General features: G+C 55.7%; 15 protein-coding genes. 4 read left to right on the forward strand and 11 right to left on the reverse strand.

Annotation, left to right across the window (positions count from 1 at the left end; translation table 11 throughout):
• Nucleotides 1-17 precede the first annotated feature (17 nt).
• Nucleotides 18-752: a coenzyme F420-0:L-glutamate ligase gene (locus I4V53_RS10175; RefSeq protein WP_286167107.1), complete on the forward strand. Its 735-nt coding sequence runs from the start codon at nt 18-20 to the stop codon at nt 750-752.
• Between the two features lie 227 nt (nt 753-979).
• Here I4V53_RS10175 and I4V53_RS10180 read toward each other — a convergent pair whose 3' ends face one another.
• Complete coding sequence (locus I4V53_RS10180) at nt 980-1,438, reverse strand: Lrp/AsnC family transcriptional regulator (RefSeq protein WP_195985581.1); 459 nt, start codon at nt 1,436-1,438, stop codon at nt 980-982.
• 162 nt (nt 1,439-1,600) lie between these two features.
• On the opposite strand from I4V53_RS10180, the gene I4V53_RS10185 reads away from it, so the two are divergent.
• Entirely contained in the window at nt 1,601-2,992 is a 1,392-nt protein-coding gene (locus tag I4V53_RS10185) for an MATE family efflux transporter (RefSeq protein WP_195985582.1), read from the forward strand.
• A gap of 71 nt (nt 2,993-3,063) precedes the next feature.
• Here I4V53_RS10185 and I4V53_RS10190 read toward each other — a convergent pair whose 3' ends face one another.
• The 3 genes from I4V53_RS10190 to I4V53_RS10200 form a co-directional block, all read right to left on the reverse strand.
• Entirely contained in the window at nt 3,064-3,429 is a 366-nt protein-coding gene (locus I4V53_RS10190; RefSeq protein WP_353616507.1) for a cupin domain-containing protein, read from the reverse strand.
• A gap of 109 nt (nt 3,430-3,538) precedes the next feature.
• Complete coding sequence (locus tag I4V53_RS10195; RefSeq protein WP_195985583.1) at nt 3,539-5,059, reverse strand: phosphohexomutase domain-containing protein; 1,521 nt, start codon at nt 5,057-5,059, stop codon at nt 3,539-3,541.
• A 175-nt stretch (nt 5,060-5,234) separates the two neighbouring features.
• Nucleotides 5,235-5,420, reverse strand: a complete 186-nt coding sequence (locus I4V53_RS10200) for a hypothetical protein (RefSeq protein WP_195985584.1) — start codon at nt 5,418-5,420, stop codon at nt 5,235-5,237.
• 261 nt (nt 5,421-5,681) lie between these two features.
• Here I4V53_RS10200 and I4V53_RS10205 point away from each other — a divergent pair, with 261 nt between their 5' ends.
• Nucleotides 5,682-6,356: an ABC transporter ATP-binding protein gene (locus tag I4V53_RS10205; RefSeq protein ID WP_195985585.1), complete on the forward strand. Its 675-nt coding sequence runs from the start codon at nt 5,682-5,684 to the stop codon at nt 6,354-6,356.
• On the opposite strand, the gene I4V53_RS10210 is transcribed toward I4V53_RS10205, so the two are convergent.
• From I4V53_RS10210 to I4V53_RS10220, 3 genes are all read right to left on the reverse strand, one after another.
• A complete protein-coding gene (locus I4V53_RS10210; protein ID WP_195985586.1) occupies nt 6,343-6,993 on the reverse strand; it encodes a GNAT family N-acetyltransferase in 651 nt (216 codons plus the stop codon). The genes I4V53_RS10205 and I4V53_RS10210 overlap by 14 nt on opposite strands.
• Nucleotides 6,994-7,414: 421 nt before the next feature.
• Complete coding sequence (locus tag I4V53_RS10215; protein ID WP_195985587.1) at nt 7,415-8,260, reverse strand: DegV family protein; 846 nt, start codon at nt 8,258-8,260, stop codon at nt 7,415-7,417.
• 41 nt (nt 8,261-8,301) lie between these two features.
• Nucleotides 8,302-9,144, reverse strand: coding sequence for a DegV family protein (locus I4V53_RS10220; protein ID WP_195985588.1), 843 nt, complete (start codon nt 9,142-9,144; stop codon nt 8,302-8,304).
• Between the two features lie 221 nt (nt 9,145-9,365).
• Here I4V53_RS10220 and I4V53_RS10225 point away from each other — a divergent pair, with 221 nt between their 5' ends.
• On the forward strand, nt 9,366-10,580 hold the full coding sequence (locus I4V53_RS10225; protein WP_195985589.1) for a hypothetical protein: 1,215 nt from the start codon (nt 9,366-9,368) through the stop codon (nt 10,578-10,580).
• A gap of 247 nt (nt 10,581-10,827) precedes the next feature.
• On the opposite strand, the gene I4V53_RS10230 is transcribed toward I4V53_RS10225, so the two are convergent.
• The 4 genes from I4V53_RS10230 to I4V53_RS10245 form a co-directional block, all read right to left on the reverse strand.
• Complete coding sequence (locus I4V53_RS10230) at nt 10,828-11,214, reverse strand: GNAT family N-acetyltransferase (protein ID WP_195985590.1); 387 nt, start codon at nt 11,212-11,214, stop codon at nt 10,828-10,830.
• 175 nt (nt 11,215-11,389) lie between these two features.
• On the reverse strand, nt 11,390-11,593 hold the full coding sequence (locus I4V53_RS10235; protein ID WP_195985591.1) for a helix-turn-helix transcriptional regulator: 204 nt from the start codon (nt 11,591-11,593) through the stop codon (nt 11,390-11,392).
• Nucleotides 11,590-11,955 carry a DUF3796 domain-containing protein gene (locus I4V53_RS10240; RefSeq protein WP_195985592.1) on the reverse strand — a complete coding sequence of 122 codons (366 nt, stop codon included), beginning with the start codon at nt 11,953-11,955 and terminating at the stop codon, nt 11,590-11,592. The genes I4V53_RS10235 and I4V53_RS10240 overlap by 4 nt, the downstream gene beginning before the upstream one ends.
• A 312-nt stretch (nt 11,956-12,267) precedes the next feature.
• Entirely contained in the window at nt 12,268-14,178 is a 1,911-nt protein-coding gene (locus tag I4V53_RS10245) for an NAD(+) synthase (protein ID WP_195985593.1), read from the reverse strand.
• Between the last annotated feature and the right edge of the window lie 48 nt (nt 14,179-14,226).

Below are 14,226 nucleotides of genomic sequence, written 5' to 3' on the forward strand. Positions count from 1 at the left end.
AAGACCGGGAGGATTTTATGATGGAATTTTACGCAAACGAAGGCAAACAGGTTGAAATTGAGGCCAACGGCAAAACCTACCTGCGCCATGCAGTCAAGACGCATTTTATCGGCGTCGGTGAAAGCCTGCCCGCATTGGTGCAGGAGTACATTAAAAATATTTACCAGCCGGGCGATATTCTTTCTATCAGCGAAAAAATTGTCTCCCTGTGCCAGGGACGGATTGTCTATAAATCGGATATGCATGTGGGTCCGCTGGCGCGGCTCCTGTCCCGGTTTGCCTCCCGCAGCACAGCGGGCGTCGGGGTGGACAGCCCCTATAAAATGCAGTATGCCATCGACGCCTGCGGACGGGCAAAAATCCTGTACGCCTCCCTGATGGGCGGGATCGGGAAGCTGATGGGCAAACACGGCATATTTTACGAGATCGCGGGCCGGGAGGTCAGCGGGCTGGACGGCTTTTACGACCACGCCTTTGAGGAATACGGCGAGTTTGGCATCCAGATACCCGAAAACACCCATGCCGTCTGCCGGGAGCTCTACGAGACGCTGGGAATTTCCTGCATGGTCGTGGATGCAAACGACTACGGCGTGGAAGTCCTTGGCAAGTCGGACGACCTGACCCTGTCCAACGCGGAGTTGGCGCAGATCATCCGGGACAACCCCGCCAACAATTTCCGCGAGCTGACGCCGTTTGTTCTGATCCGCCCGAAGGCGCAAGCGGAAATCCTGCCGCCCGCGCGTACCGCCTGATCCCACTTATTCAATCAGACAGAGGATTTTATGAGCCGCCCGAACCAAACGCACAGAAGCAAAGCCCCGGAGAATGTTTCTCCGGGGCTTTGCTTCTGTTTTACTATCCATCGTCACAGCAAACGGGACGGCTTTTCCAGCATTTTGCCCGTACAAGCCCTTCCGGCAATGGAACCGCCGGCATAACGAACATTGGCATCCCTGGCCGTTTCACCGTGAAATCAGGCTCACAGGCGCAGGCCTTTGACGTCCTTTTTGCGGGCTAGAATGATATTGCAGCTGAGCTTTACAATCCCGGGCAGCCGGTAGAGAAAATCCTGCAGGAACCGTTCCAGCTCTTCGCTGCTCGCGGCGACCGCATGGACGTGCAGCCTGCAGCAGCCGGATACAAAGTAGATCTGGGTGACGGTATCGCAGCCGTCGAGCGCGTCCGCAACCGCCTGAAGCTGCGCGGGTTCCGTCTCGATCTCAAAGTAAGCGGATACGGCGCTGCCAATTTTCTGCGGGTTGATGATCGTCGTGTAGCTTTCGATGACGCCGCGCTTTTCGAGCGCGTCGATCCGGGCCTTCACCGCCACACGGGAAACGCCCACCGTTTCCCCAATGTCCGAGTAGGACATCCGCGCGTTTTCGGTCAGCAGCGCAATGATTTTCCGGTCAAGCTCATCCAGCCCTTTCAAATACATGCCAGCATCCCTCCGTTATTTTTTTATTTTATCGCATTTGAAGATCAAACGCAAGGGCGGGTATTTCTATTCGCAAGATTGACATTGCTTATATCCTATGATAAACTGGCTAACAGGTACAAAACGCAATAAAATAATTGCATAATGAAAGCAGGTGGTTATATGCGCGGCGACCTGACAAAGGGGAGCGAGGCGGGCGCGATCCTGCGGTTTTCCCTGCCGATGATGGGCGGCGCACTGCTCCAGCAGCTCTACAACGTGGTCGATACGCTGATCGTCTCCCACTTCATCGGAGCGGACGCGCTGGCAGCGGTCGGCTCCTCCTATACGCTGATGGTCTTTCTGACCTCTGTGGTATTGGGACTCTGCATGGGCAGCGGCGTAATCTTTTCCATTTTCTTTGGCGCGCGCCAGACAGAGGAGCTCCGCCGGAGCCTTTTTAACGCCTTTCTTTTCATCGCACTGGTAAGCGCGGTGATTTTTATTCTTGCGGCCTGCGGCCTCGAGTGGATTATGGCGCTGTTAAAAATTCCAGACGTACTCTGGGCGGACACCCGCGCCTATCTGCAAATTATCCTCTGGGGGATCGGCTTTACATTCCTCTACAATTTTTTTGCGGCAGCTCTGCGCAGCATCGGCAACTCGGCCCTTCCGCTTATCGCGCTGGCAGCGGCGGCGCTTTTGAACGTGCTGCTGGACATTCTGTTTGTACTGCCGCTGGGGATGGGCGTCGCGGGCGCTGCCTACGCGACGGTGGCTGCCCAGGCCCTGTCGGCGGCAGTCGTCCTGATCTACAGCATCCTGCGGGTCCCCGCGTTCCGCCTGACGCGCGATTCCCTGCGGTTTGACCGTCGATTGATGGCGCGCATTGTCCAATGCTCCGTTTTATCCAGTATCCAGCAGTCGATTATGAACTTTGGCATCCTGCTGATTCAGGGGCTGGTCAACAGTTTTGGCGTGGCGGCGATGGCGGCGTTTGCCGCGGGGGTCAAGGTCGACTCCTTCGCCTACCTGCCGGTACAGGAATTCGGCAACGCCTTTTCCACCTACGCGGCGCAGAACCGCGGCGCACACAAAGGCGATCGAATCGCTTCGGGACTGCGCGCTTCCGTTCTGGGTGTGGCAGCTTTTTGTCTGGGAATCTCTTTGCTCGTCGCAGTCTTTGCCCGCCCGCTCATGACGGTCTTCGTGTCGCCCTCCGAAACAGAGATTCTGGCGATCGGCATCCAGTACCTGCGGATTGAAGGCAGCTGCTATGTGGGAATCGGGCTGCTGTTCCTCCTTTACGGGCTTTACCGCGGGCTGGAACAGGCGCAGATGTCCATCCTGCTGACGGTTCTCTCCCTTGGCGCCCGCGTTGCGTTCGCCTATGCGCTTGCGCCCATTCCACAGATCGGCCTGACGGGCATCTGGTGGACGATCCCCATCGGCTGGCTGTTGGCGGACGTCACCGGCTTCCTGCACTACCGTTTCCGGCGGGAACGGCTGCTCGCGTCACCGCATGAGTCCGTTTGCCAGAAGAAAAGCCTGCCGCAAAGCGACAGAGGCGGGTAAATAACATCTTTATTGTGTGAATCGCTACCTCAAGCGGCATAAAGCGCAAAATCAGAGCGATAGACAGAATGTTACCGTTCGACAACTACGGTCAGCAAAACCAAATCCTCGTCACCCGTATTGACAATACTGTGCTCCGAACCCTTTTTACAAACATGACAATTTCCTGCAGTAAGCAGCTCTTCTTCACCATCACAAACTGCTTTTCCTGTTCCCGAAATAATAAAATTGATATCATCACTTGCAGGATGGCCATGTAATCCAATAGAACCGCCTTTATGAATTCTACATGGAATGATTTTTCCATCCTCATCCATAAACATTTTTGCGGACATTTCTCCTGTTCCACCATTCATCCCAGGCATTTTTCTCTCTTGCTGTTCATTAAAGTGTATTAACATCCTTTTCTTCCCCTCATTTTCGTTTACCAAGTCCACTATATTTTCCCAAAGCAAACAAATCGCAACTATTTGAATACGCGCAGAAGGGCCCCGGAGATTCGCTTCTCTGGGGCCTGTTTCATAAAAGTATAATGCGATTTCACTGTCACGCCAGAAACTGATCGATCGCCTTTAAATCGAGGCCCTTGCAGGTCTGTAAAAAGCGGTTGAGCTGCTCCGCGATCACACGGACGCCGCCCGCGCTGTCGCTCTCGATATTCAACGGCATGATCGGGTCATGCACACTCAGACGCAGCAGGAACCAGCCGTTTCCGGTCTCTTTGCCAAAGGAAACGCGGATGCCTTCGCGGTTGTCCGGCGCGATATCCCAGCCGTTTTCCTCCGCATACTGCTCCAGGCCGGCGATGACCTGTTCGCCGCAGGGACGGAACTCCTCTTCCAGAATCGGGAACCGCAGCTCCGCGGACTCCACCGGCTCCTGCAACGTTTCCAGCATGGAGTCGAGCGTCTTGCCCTGCGCGCGCAGGCGCGCCATCTGGATGATGATCTTCGTGACCAGATACGCGCCGTCGTCGAGGAAATAATTCTCGCGCAGGGCCGCGTGTCCGGAGGTTTCGATGGCAAGCGGGCAGTTGACGCCCTCCTGATTCAGGCGTACCGCCTCGTTGATGACGTTCTTATAGCCGCGCTTGAAGCGGTGGTGCTTTCCGCCAAGCGTCTCTTCGATGTACAGCTTCAGGCCGCTGGAGGTAATCGAATCGGTCACAACTGTGCCGCCGTCGTTGCCCTCCAGCGCAATCGCGGAAGCGATCGCCACCAGACGGTTCCGGTTGATCTCCTCGCCGCGTGCGTCCACCGCGCCGCCGCGGTCCACGTCCGTGTCAAAAATGACGCCCATGTCCGCCTTGGCGTCCAGAACCGCTTTGCAGATGGACTGCATGGCTTCTTCATTTTCCGGGTTCGGAATATGGTTGGGGAACATGCCGTCCGGCTCCAGGAACTGGCTGCCGGAGACGTCCGCGCCGAGCGGGGCCAGCACATCCTGCGCATAAAAGCCGCCCGCACCATTGCCCGCGTCCACCACAATATGGAACCCGGCGAGCGGATGCGCATAATCGGCGGCGTTCACGCCTTTTTGGATCATTTCCCGCAGGCGCGCGGCATAGTCCGCCATATAGTTTACCGCTTTCACGCTGCCCTGTCCGGCGGCAGGCGTTTTGCTTTCCTGCGCATAAGTGAGGATCTGCTCAATGTCCGGCCCGTCCAGCCCGCCATCCTTTGTAAAAAATTTCAGGCCGTTCCGATTAAACGGGTGATGGCTGGCCGTGATCTGCACCGCGCCGTCGCACGCCAGGTCGATGGTGGTCATGAACATGGACGGCGTGGAGGCCAGCCCGCAATCCAGCACCTGCACGCCCGCCGCGGTCAGCGTACGCGTGACGGCGGCCTGGATGCGGTCCGCGGAAATGCGGGAATCGTGGCCCACCGCAACCGTCAGCTTGTCCGCTTCTTTTTTGACCGCGCCGCTCAGCCAGAGCACAAATCCCGCCGCCATCTTTTCAATGGCGTCGTCGGTCAGATTGATTGCCTGCCCGGCGACGCCCTCGCTGGCAACGCCGCGGATATCCGTCCCACTTTTAAATTGTTTCCAATATGGATTCAGCATGTTGAAACGACCCTTTCTTCCGGCACGGAAACCGCCGCGCCTGTATTCATCTGTTCTGATTTTTCAAATCCTTCATGTACTTGCAGGCGACCATCAGCCGCCCCTGTTCACTGTTCCGGCTTTGCATCACTTCCCACCGGCGCAGACGCACACGCTGCGGGTGTTGGCCGATCCTTCAGCTCCAGCCGTATTGGAAGATATAATATATGACATAGAGCCAGCCCAGAACACCGTGAAAAATGGCCCACCCGATGGATTCCCATGTGACATAACTGATCACCATGGCCAATGCGCTTCCAAAGCCGATTCCTGTTTTGACGGTTTTTCTAACCACAGAATATTTCTTATCTTCATACTCCATAAACGTTTTCTCCTTTTCGTTGCAAGGCCCTGCCGCTTCACCGGCATCGTCCGGTTTCTGATGGGGCCCCCATCCTTTCTTCCAAAAATGCACCATTCCTGTTTTTGCCAAAAACAACAATAAGCCTTTTACAAACAGCAGATAAAAAGAAAGATTTTTGCTTTATCATTATACCGGATTCCGCCGGAATTGTAAAAGCTTTTGGCAATCCATCCGGTATCTTTTTCCCGACCCGGGGCAAGCTACAACAGGCGGGGTGAGATGATGGAAAATATCATTACAATACGTAATATTTATAAGATTTATAACGAAGGGGACAGTGAAGTGCGCGCCCTCAACGGCATTTCCATGGACGTAAACAAAGGGGAATTCGTCGCCATCGTAGGGCAGTCCGGCTCCGGCAAATCCACACTGATGAATACGCTTGGCTGCCTGGACGTGCCGACCGCCGGCGAATACCTGCTGGACGGCGAAAACGTCGAGGACCTTTCCGAAGACGAGCTGTCCGAAGTGCGCAACCGAAAAATTGGCTTTATCTTCCAGGGATTCAACCTGGTGCCAGGCCTGACCGCGCTGGAAAACGTGGAGCTGCCGCTCTCCTACCGCAGGATTCCGCGGGAGGAACGGCGGGAACTGGCGGAGGACGCGCTGCAGCGCGTCGGCCTCGGACGGCGGATGCGGCACCGGCCCGGGCAAATGAGCGGCGGGCAACAGCAAAGGGTGGCCATTGCGCGCGCCATCGCGGCAAGGCCACCCATTATTCTGGCGGATGAGCCGACCGGCAATCTCGACACAAAGTCGGGTTCAGCGGTCATGGAGATTCTGCACGGGCTGCATCAGGAAGGAAAAACCATTCTCCTGATCACGCACGACGAAGCCATCGCGCGGCAGGCGCAGCGCCGGATTACCATCCGCGACGGGATCATTGTTCCGTAAACACCTCGTCCCGGATGGTCTGTTTATAGCGGGCAAGCAGCTCCTTGCGGTGCTTCAGGTAGAAAAAGCAATAATCGTACATCTGCGAAATCGCCTGCATTTGTATCGCACGGCTGATACTGCACAGGCCGCGGCGCGGCTTGAAATACAGGTACATCGGCAAGGCGCCGTTGTCGTGCGGCAGCAGGAATTCCGCACGAAGGCGGTACGCGCCCAGATGCTCATAGAAAGCGATCCGGCGTTTCTGCCGCTTGGCCAGCTCCGGGTTGTTCCGGCAGATGTGCTCCACGGAGAACATCATACCGTCAAACAGCGCACAGTCGCAATACTTGCGCCACAGGGCCATAAAGAGCTGGTTGCCGTACCCGTGGGATTGGTGTTCCTTTAAAATCGCAATGTAATCGAGCCAGAGGATATTGCTGTCCTCAATCGTATAGACCAGCGCATACCCGAGCAGCTCCCCGTCGGAATCCCGCTTGTAAAGCAGGATTTTATATTTATCGCGGTTTAACAGCTGCAAAAGATTTTTGTACTTGTACATCTCGTCCGGCGGGAACTGCTGTTCCATGTCCGCATAGATGCGCGGCAGATCCTCTTGGCTGCCGAGCATAATACTTGCCGGCGTTTCAGTATTCATGTTACAAATTCTCCTATCTCTCTATCCATTTCGTCCGCGTTCCCTTGCGCGGCGCCACTCTCAGCCGTCGGAAGCTCTGCTTCCGTCTACGGCGTGAGGTTATTCAATCATACCCGTTCCTGAATCCGCCCTTATTAAAGCCAGAGCCAACGTTTTATTCCCTGCCGGTATGATTCAATGTTCTCTCAGCCGTCGGAAGCTCTGCTTCCGCTTACGGCGTGAGGTTATTCAATCATACCCGTTCCTGAATTCGCCCCTTATTAAAGCCGGAGCCAACGGTTTATTCCCTGCCGGTATGATTCAATGTTCTCCCAGCCGTCGGAAGCTCCGCTTCCGCTTACGGCGTGAGGTTATTATAGCCTGTCTCCCCCACGAAAGCAACCCCCGGCAAAAAGAGGTATGATTTTCTCCCGGCCGCATGCTATTTTTCCAAATAAATGATTCCCAGCGTCCCCGGCCCGCAGTGTACGGAAACGGAGCACCCGGCGTCCGTTACACAGATTTCTTCAAACGGCTGGCAGGCACGGATCGCTTCCCGCACTTTGTCCAGCGCGTCCTCCGCCTGGCAGTGCGTAATCAGGATACGGGAACAATCGACATTTTTCGCGTCTTTGAGTTTATTTTCCACCAAACGCACGGCGACGGCGGACAGATTCCCGCGGTACTTTTTCGTCACGCCCATACTGCCGTTTTGCAGTTCGATGCAGGGCTTTAAATTCAGCAGGTTGGCTCCGAGCGCCTGGACGCCCGTGCAGCGTCCGCCCTTGTACATATAAAGAAGCGTGGATAACACAAAGGAGGTGCGCACCTTGGGCGCAAGCGATGCAATGCGGGCGGCGATCTCCGGTGCGGACAGCCCCTCGTCCCGCAATTCCGCCGCCCGCAACGCCAGCAGGCCCATACCGGAGGAAATGTTGCGCGAGTCCACCGGATAAATACAGTCGAACTTCTCCGCGGCCATTTTCGCCATGCGGTGCGTACTCGTCAGGTCCAGGCTGATGCTCAGGTGGACCACGTCCCAGCCCTCTTCCGCCCATTTCGCATACAGCTCTTCGTAATAGGCGGGCGTGGGCGCGGAGGTGGTGGGCAGCCTGCCCGTCTCTTCATAATACGAGAACAGGTCCGACGTATGAACGTCCACGCCGTCCAGGCAGGGCTTATCGCCCAGGTTCACGGGCAGCGGAATCACGTCAATCTGATAGTTCCGCAGCAGCTCCGGCGAGAGATCACAGGTGCTGTCCGCCACAATTTTGACTTTACGGTTCATCGGTACCGCCTTTCCGGCCCATATACGGGCCTCTGGTTCCGTCAGGCTTCCTTATAAAAAATCACCAGCGTATTCGGGCCGGTGTGGCAGCTCATGGCGCAGCCCGCGCGGGAGGTGAGCACTTCCCGGAATACGCCGCTGTCCTTCACTGTCTGCACAACGCTGTCGAACAGGGACTGATCCATGCCGGTGGTGGACACAAACGCGCGCTCCCCGTCGATCCGGGGCCGGTCCAGCACATAGCGGGCGTATTCCTTCGCCGTCTGGGCAAAATTGCCGCGAAATTTCTTGACCACGCTCAAGACGCCGTGATGGTCCAGCAGCAGGCAGGGACGCAGTTTCAACAGGTTCGCGCCAAACATCTGCAGCATGGTGGCACGTCCGCCCTTATACGCATATTCCAGCGTATCCAGCAGCACATGCGTGCGGATTTTATCTTTCTCTATCAGCATCGTTTCGTAGATTTCTTTTGCGCTTTTTCCCGCGTCCCGCATATCCGCGGCGCGCAGGCACAGCAGTCCCAGCGCACTGCTCAGGGTACAGGTATCCACCACATAGACGTTGTCAAATTCCTGCGCGGCCAACAGGGCGTTTTGATAAGAGGAAGAGAATTTGCCGTTCATCGCCAGATGCACCACGTCGTCGCCGTTTTCCACCAGCCGTTTAAACAGGGCAAAAAAGTCCGCCGGCGGCGGCGCGGAGGTAGTGGGCAGCTTCCGCGTGCGTGCAAAGCTTTCAAACAGATCGTCCGGATTTACCTCAAATACGTCGCGCAGGTTTTTACCCTCCAGAGAGAGGTACAGAGGAACCACCTCGATCCGGTATTGCTTGTATAGGTTCGGGAACAGGTCACAGGCGCTGTCCGTTGTAATACTGACTGCCAAAATTACCACTCCTGCCGTGCAAATTGTTTTTCCATTATAGCATCGGAACCGGCTGTTTTCAATCGAAGTTGCGTCTTTTCCATCATGCGCGGAGGAATTTGTTCGCATATCGAAATGGCAGTTGTATTTTTGCCCGGTTTTGTGATATGATGTTAGAAACTGCGGCTTTAAACTCTCCGGGCAGAAATTGCCCGGACTTCGATAGGAGAGCGAGTGAATCGATGAGAAAAACGACCCGAAACAAACGGACAAAAAAAGCGGCGGCCCTGTTGTTCGCCCTTGCCTTTGCCGTTTCGGTCTTTGCCGTCACGGCGTTTGCCACGGAGGTCCCTGTCACGGACCCCAACACGCAGACCGCGCCGGTAGAACCCACCCCGGATCCGGTAACGCCGACTCCGGACCCGGCAGACCCGACGGTGCCGGGGATAACCGATCCCATTCCCCCGGTGACGGACCCCAACGCGCCGTTCGACCCGAACGCACCCGTGACTTCTCCGGGTGAAACGGACCCGAACCTTCCTCCGGTTGTCGACCCGAATGACCCCAACGCCTCAGTCCCATCCGGCGACCCGCTGAACCCCGACGGCACCGTCAGCCTGCCGTCCGGCAGTGAAGGGGAGGGAGACGGCCTGTCCTCCGGCGAAAGCAGCGAATCCGAGGAACCGGCCGAACCGGTTGAGCCGGCAGAGCCGACCCCCAGCAAAAAGCCGGTCGACAATGTGCCGACAGATAACGCGGAGATCAACCGCAACGCCTCCCGCGCGGCGGCGGCGGTCAGCGATCCCGATATGCTCTCCTCTCAGGACTGGAGCGAACTGCTCACCAGCGGGACCGTCAGCGGCCCTTCCGATGGAACCGTCTTCAATAATGTCTCCGGCGGCAACGTACGGCCCGGTACTCCGGAGGAGCAATCGGAACACAGCGGCGGCGTTTCGACCGCTTTGATCGCGGGCATCATTCTGATTGTCCTTGGACTGGGCGGCGTCGGCGCTTTTGTGTACCTGCAGTTCTTTGCCGGAAAGCGCCAGGACGAAGACTTCGTCTACGATACCGGCGAAATCACCGAATTTATGGATATCAGTTCCGACAGCAGCGGCGAACAGCAGCGGGAGGGCTACCTGCCCGCGCAGGAGGACGAGAACGCTGAAATCAGCGACGAATTGTTCCAGCGCGCCGTGTCCGGTCCCGCATCCGATCCCACGGCAGAGACAGAGGCGATTCCGTTGGACGCGATCCCCAAGGAACCCGCCGCGTCCGTGCCGTTGGAAATCGCACAGCCGGACGTGAAGTTCCGCGGCAGCATCACGCCGGAGGAGGCCTCCGCTTCAGCGGAACCGATCGACGAAAACACGCCGTACAGCTTCAAGGTAGAAGTGATGGAAGACAACAAGGACAAGGACGGAAATTTTGATTGGGATTCCTTCTTTGACAATTGATCAAAAACGGTGAACCGCATAAAGCATCTGAAATGAAAACACGGCGTTCCTGCCCGGCTGAATCAGCCGCGTGGGAACGCCGCTTTTTACGAAAGGATAAGAACAGGCGCCTGCTTCTTGCCTCTAAAGCGGCGCATCGGCTCCGGAACTCTGCAACTACAGGGGGCGGGGCGCATGAATTCATTGTCTATATGCTCTTTGCTGTTGAGACAAAGGCAAAACGTATTATTGCGAAAGAATAAAGCGTCTATTTTTTCTTCTTATTAACATAAAACGATTGCAATGATTTTTCTAATTTGAGTTTTTCATAAAACCCCACTGCCTCCGGCTGCGCGCCAAAAAACAACGATGTTGGAGAAATATTTATCGCGCGCCGCATCAGTTCTTTCCCGATCCCCTGTTTTTGGTATTCTTTTAAGACAAGTATTTCTGATATTGTGCCAAACAGATAACCATCGGTTAAAATACGGACACAACCAATCAGCTTCTGATGATCCCATGCAGTAACATTGATCGTTCTGCCTATGGCTTCCTGCATCAACTTTGTATCATAAGAACCGGGCCATACCTGATTTGCCATTTCAATAAAAACATCCGCCCTCAGCCCTCGATCATCATCGATATAATGAATCATAGCATCCTCCTTTTATATCTGTTTGATTCGCCTCGTATCTGCAATGGATATTCATTCTTGAACAGATTTTACGCCGCATATGTCGGCTGCATCGCGCCTTCCTATGCGGTAAAGGAATATGAAAGCTTACAATATATGTGCGTTTTGTTGCAACACGTGGTTTCCCTGTCCGGTTCTATTCCTCATCAAATTGGAACAGTTCCTCCACCGTAGTATGAAACACGCTGGCGATATCCATCGCCAGCTTGAGAGACGGATTGTATTTCCCATTTTCCAGATGGCCGATGGTTTCCCGCCGAACGCCGACCCGGGCTGCCAGCTCCTCCTGTTTCATCCCCATTCGTGCGCGGTGTTCGCGAAGCTTTGTTTTCAGCGTCATTCTCCCACCGGCTCTCTTTTCTCTTTATACTCGCGATAGGAAAGAACCAGCAGAAACAACAGCTCGCTGATTGTCAGCGTGACTGCCAGCCCGCCAATCAAAAACGACGCGGGATTCCCGACGCGCCAGTCCTGCATGACAAGCCCGCAGGCGATGACCGCCGAGGATAGCGTCATCTCTGTCAGGAAGCCAACAAGCCCCGCCTGCTTTACATTTTCCCAAAACAGCTCGTCGGGAACAACGCGCGCATAGGTGAAAAAGACAAAGTTGGCAAAAAAGCTGAACAGGATCGGACTGGAACAGAGGAATCCCAGAAAACCGATCAGACCCAGAAACCCCAGGCAGGCAAATTTGTTTTTCATTTTCTCTCCTCCTTGTGTGAATTATTTCTATCATTATGTGATAAATATATCACCTATTAATTACTTTGTCAACGCTTTCTTTTCGCATGCCGCTGCATTTAAATAAAATACCAGGCTATTGCAGAATCCGTTCCCTATGCAAAGCAGCCAAGCAAACATGTCAAACGGCCGCGAAAGTATATTAAAAGGCCCGTAACATCCGTTTAAAAAGGATTTTACGGGCCTTTTAACATGTCACTCTACAAAGGAACTTCTTTTATAACATGTTTTCAAATACACTTAGTATTAATTTTACCAATATTTCTATTTGTATTACAGCGTTTCAATTTCCTCCAGCCAAATACGGGCGCTCGCATCGCTCGGCATGCGCCAATCCCCGCGCGGAGAAAGCGCCACACGCCCAACCTTTGGCCCATCCGGCATACAGGAACGCTTGAACTGCTGCGCAAAGAAGCGGCGGTAAAAGGTGTACAGCCATTTCTTTACGGTCGCCGCATCGTACACGCCCGCGAAGGCGCGCAGCGCCAGACGGTATATCTTGCCCGGTGCAAAACCAAAACGCAGCATATAATACAGGAAAAAGTCATGCAGCTCGTACGGGCCGACCAGGCCCTCCGTCTGTTGGGCAATCTCCTCCCCTTCCGGCGGCAGCAGCTCCGGACTGACCGGCGTATCCAGAATATCCTTCAGCACCGCACCCAGCGCGCCGCCCGCCCGTTCCGCCGCATAGCGTACCAGATGACGCACCAGTGTTTTCGGCACGGAGGCGTTGACCCCGTACATCGACATGTGGTCGCCGTTGTACGTCGCCCAGCCCAGGGCCAGCTCCGAAAGATCGCCCGTGCCGACGACCAGCCCGCCGGTCTGGTTGGCAATATCCATCAAAATCTGCGTGCGCTCACGCGCCTGCGCGTTTTCATACGTCACATCGCGCACCGCGGGATCGTGCCCGATGTCCCGGAAATGCCCGCTGACCGCTTCCCCGATCGGCACCGTGCGGAAATCCACCTTCAGCAGCTCCGCCAGCTTTTCGGCGTTGCCCTTTGTGCGGCCCGTGGTGCCGAAGCCCGGCATTGTCACAGCCAGAATTCCCTTGCGCGGCAGGTTCAATGCGTCAAACGCGCGCACCGCCACCAACAGGGCCAGGGTAGAATCCAGCCCGCCGGAAAGCCCCAGAACCACACTTTTGGCCCCGGTGTGGGCCAACCGGGTTTTCAGACCCGCAGCCTGCACGCCCAGAATGGTTTCGCACCGGTCGGAAAGGTCTGCCGAATTGCCGGGAACAAACGGCTGCTGTGCAATATCAGACGTCAGTTCCAGCTCCGGTATCGCCATAGAGAACGACACGGACGTCCCGCCCGACAAATTTGTCCAGGTTGTTGCGCGGCGGCGCTCCTGGCGCAGACGCTGCAGGTCAACCTCTGCCGTAAGCAGCCCCGTGCTGAAGGCTTTGCTTTCCTTCAGCAAAATGCCGTTTTCCGCAATCAGGTTGTGACCGGCAAACACCAGATCCGTGGAGGATTCGCCTTCCCCCGCATCGGCATAGGCGTAGGCACAGAATAAGCGGGCGGATTGACCTTGCACTAAGCTTCTGCGATACTCCACCTTGCCGACGACCTCATCGCTTGCGGAAAGATTCAGCATAACGGCCGCACCGTGCTGCGCCATATGCACACAAGGCGGCTCCGGTACCCAGAGGTCCTCACAGATCTCTACACCCACGATCATGTCCGGACATTCCACACAGGAATAGAGCAGCTCCCGGCCCAGAAGGGCCTGCTGCCCGCAGAAGGTAACGGGAACCGGCCGATCCGCCGGCGGCGCGGCGGCAAAATAGCGCGCCTCGTAAAACTCGCTGTAATTGGGAATATGGCTTTTAGCCGTCAAACCGAGCAGCCTGCCTCTGCAAAACACGGCGGCTGTATTGTACAGCGACGCGCCGAAGGCCGCAGGCAGGCCGACCACCGCCAGTACGTCCAGCTCTTTTGTTTCCTCCATCAGCTCCCGCAGAGCCTGTTCCGCAGACGAAAGCAGCGTTGCGTCGTGGAACAGGTCGCCGCAGGTGTAACCTGTCAGGCACAACTCCGGAAATACCACTGCACTCGCGCCCTGTGCCGCCGCATCTTTTACCAATTGTAATATTCGTTCTTTATTATACTTACAGTTCGCCACTTTCACGCGCGGCGTCGCCGCCGCGAGCCGTACAAATCCGTCATTTTTCATACAGGGTCCCCTTTCATATCGTTTGTTCACAAGGCCGCCGGGGTAGAA

This window comes from Clostridium sp. D33t1_170424_F3, assembly GCF_015667585.1.
Classification (GTDB): Bacteria; Bacillota; Clostridia; order Oscillospirales; family Acutalibacteraceae; genus Anaeromassilibacillus.

Coding starts and splice junctions, on each gene's coding strand:
- I4V53_RS10175 (WP_286167107.1), top strand. CDS start 18: ATGATGGAATTTTACGCAAACGAAGGCAAACAGGTTGAAATTGAGGCC.
- I4V53_RS10180 (WP_195985581.1), bottom strand. CDS start 1,438: ATGTATTTGAAAGGGCTGGATGAGCTTGACCGGAAAATCATTGCGCTG.
- I4V53_RS10185 (WP_195985582.1), top strand. CDS start 1,601: ATGCGCGGCGACCTGACAAAGGGGAGCGAGGCGGGCGCGATCCTGCGG.
- I4V53_RS10195 (WP_195985583.1), bottom strand. CDS start 5,059: ATGCTGAATCCATATTGGAAACAATTTAAAAGTGGGACGGATATCCGC.
- I4V53_RS10200 (WP_195985584.1), bottom strand. CDS start 5,420: ATGGAGTATGAAGATAAGAAATATTCTGTGGTTAGAAAAACCGTCAAA.
- I4V53_RS10205 (WP_195985585.1), top strand. CDS start 5,682: ATGATGGAAAATATCATTACAATACGTAATATTTATAAGATTTATAAC.
- I4V53_RS10210 (WP_195985586.1), bottom strand. CDS start 6,993: ATGAATACTGAAACGCCGGCAAGTATTATGCTCGGCAGCCAAGAGGAT.
- I4V53_RS10215 (WP_195985587.1), bottom strand. CDS start 8,260: ATGAACCGTAAAGTCAAAATTGTGGCGGACAGCACCTGTGATCTCTCG.
- I4V53_RS10225 (WP_195985589.1), top strand. CDS start 9,366: ATGAGAAAAACGACCCGAAACAAACGGACAAAAAAAGCGGCGGCCCTG.
- I4V53_RS10230 (WP_195985590.1), bottom strand. CDS start 11,214: ATGATTCATTATATCGATGATGATCGAGGGCTGAGGGCGGATGTTTTT.
- I4V53_RS10235 (WP_195985591.1), bottom strand. CDS start 11,593: ATGACGCTGAAAACAAAGCTTCGCGAACACCGCGCACGAATGGGGATG.
- I4V53_RS10240 (WP_195985592.1), bottom strand. CDS start 11,955: ATGAAAAACAAATTTGCCTGCCTGGGGTTTCTGGGTCTGATCGGTTTT.
- I4V53_RS10245 (WP_195985593.1), bottom strand. CDS start 14,178: ATGAAAAATGACGGATTTGTACGGCTCGCGGCGGCGACGCCGCGCGTG.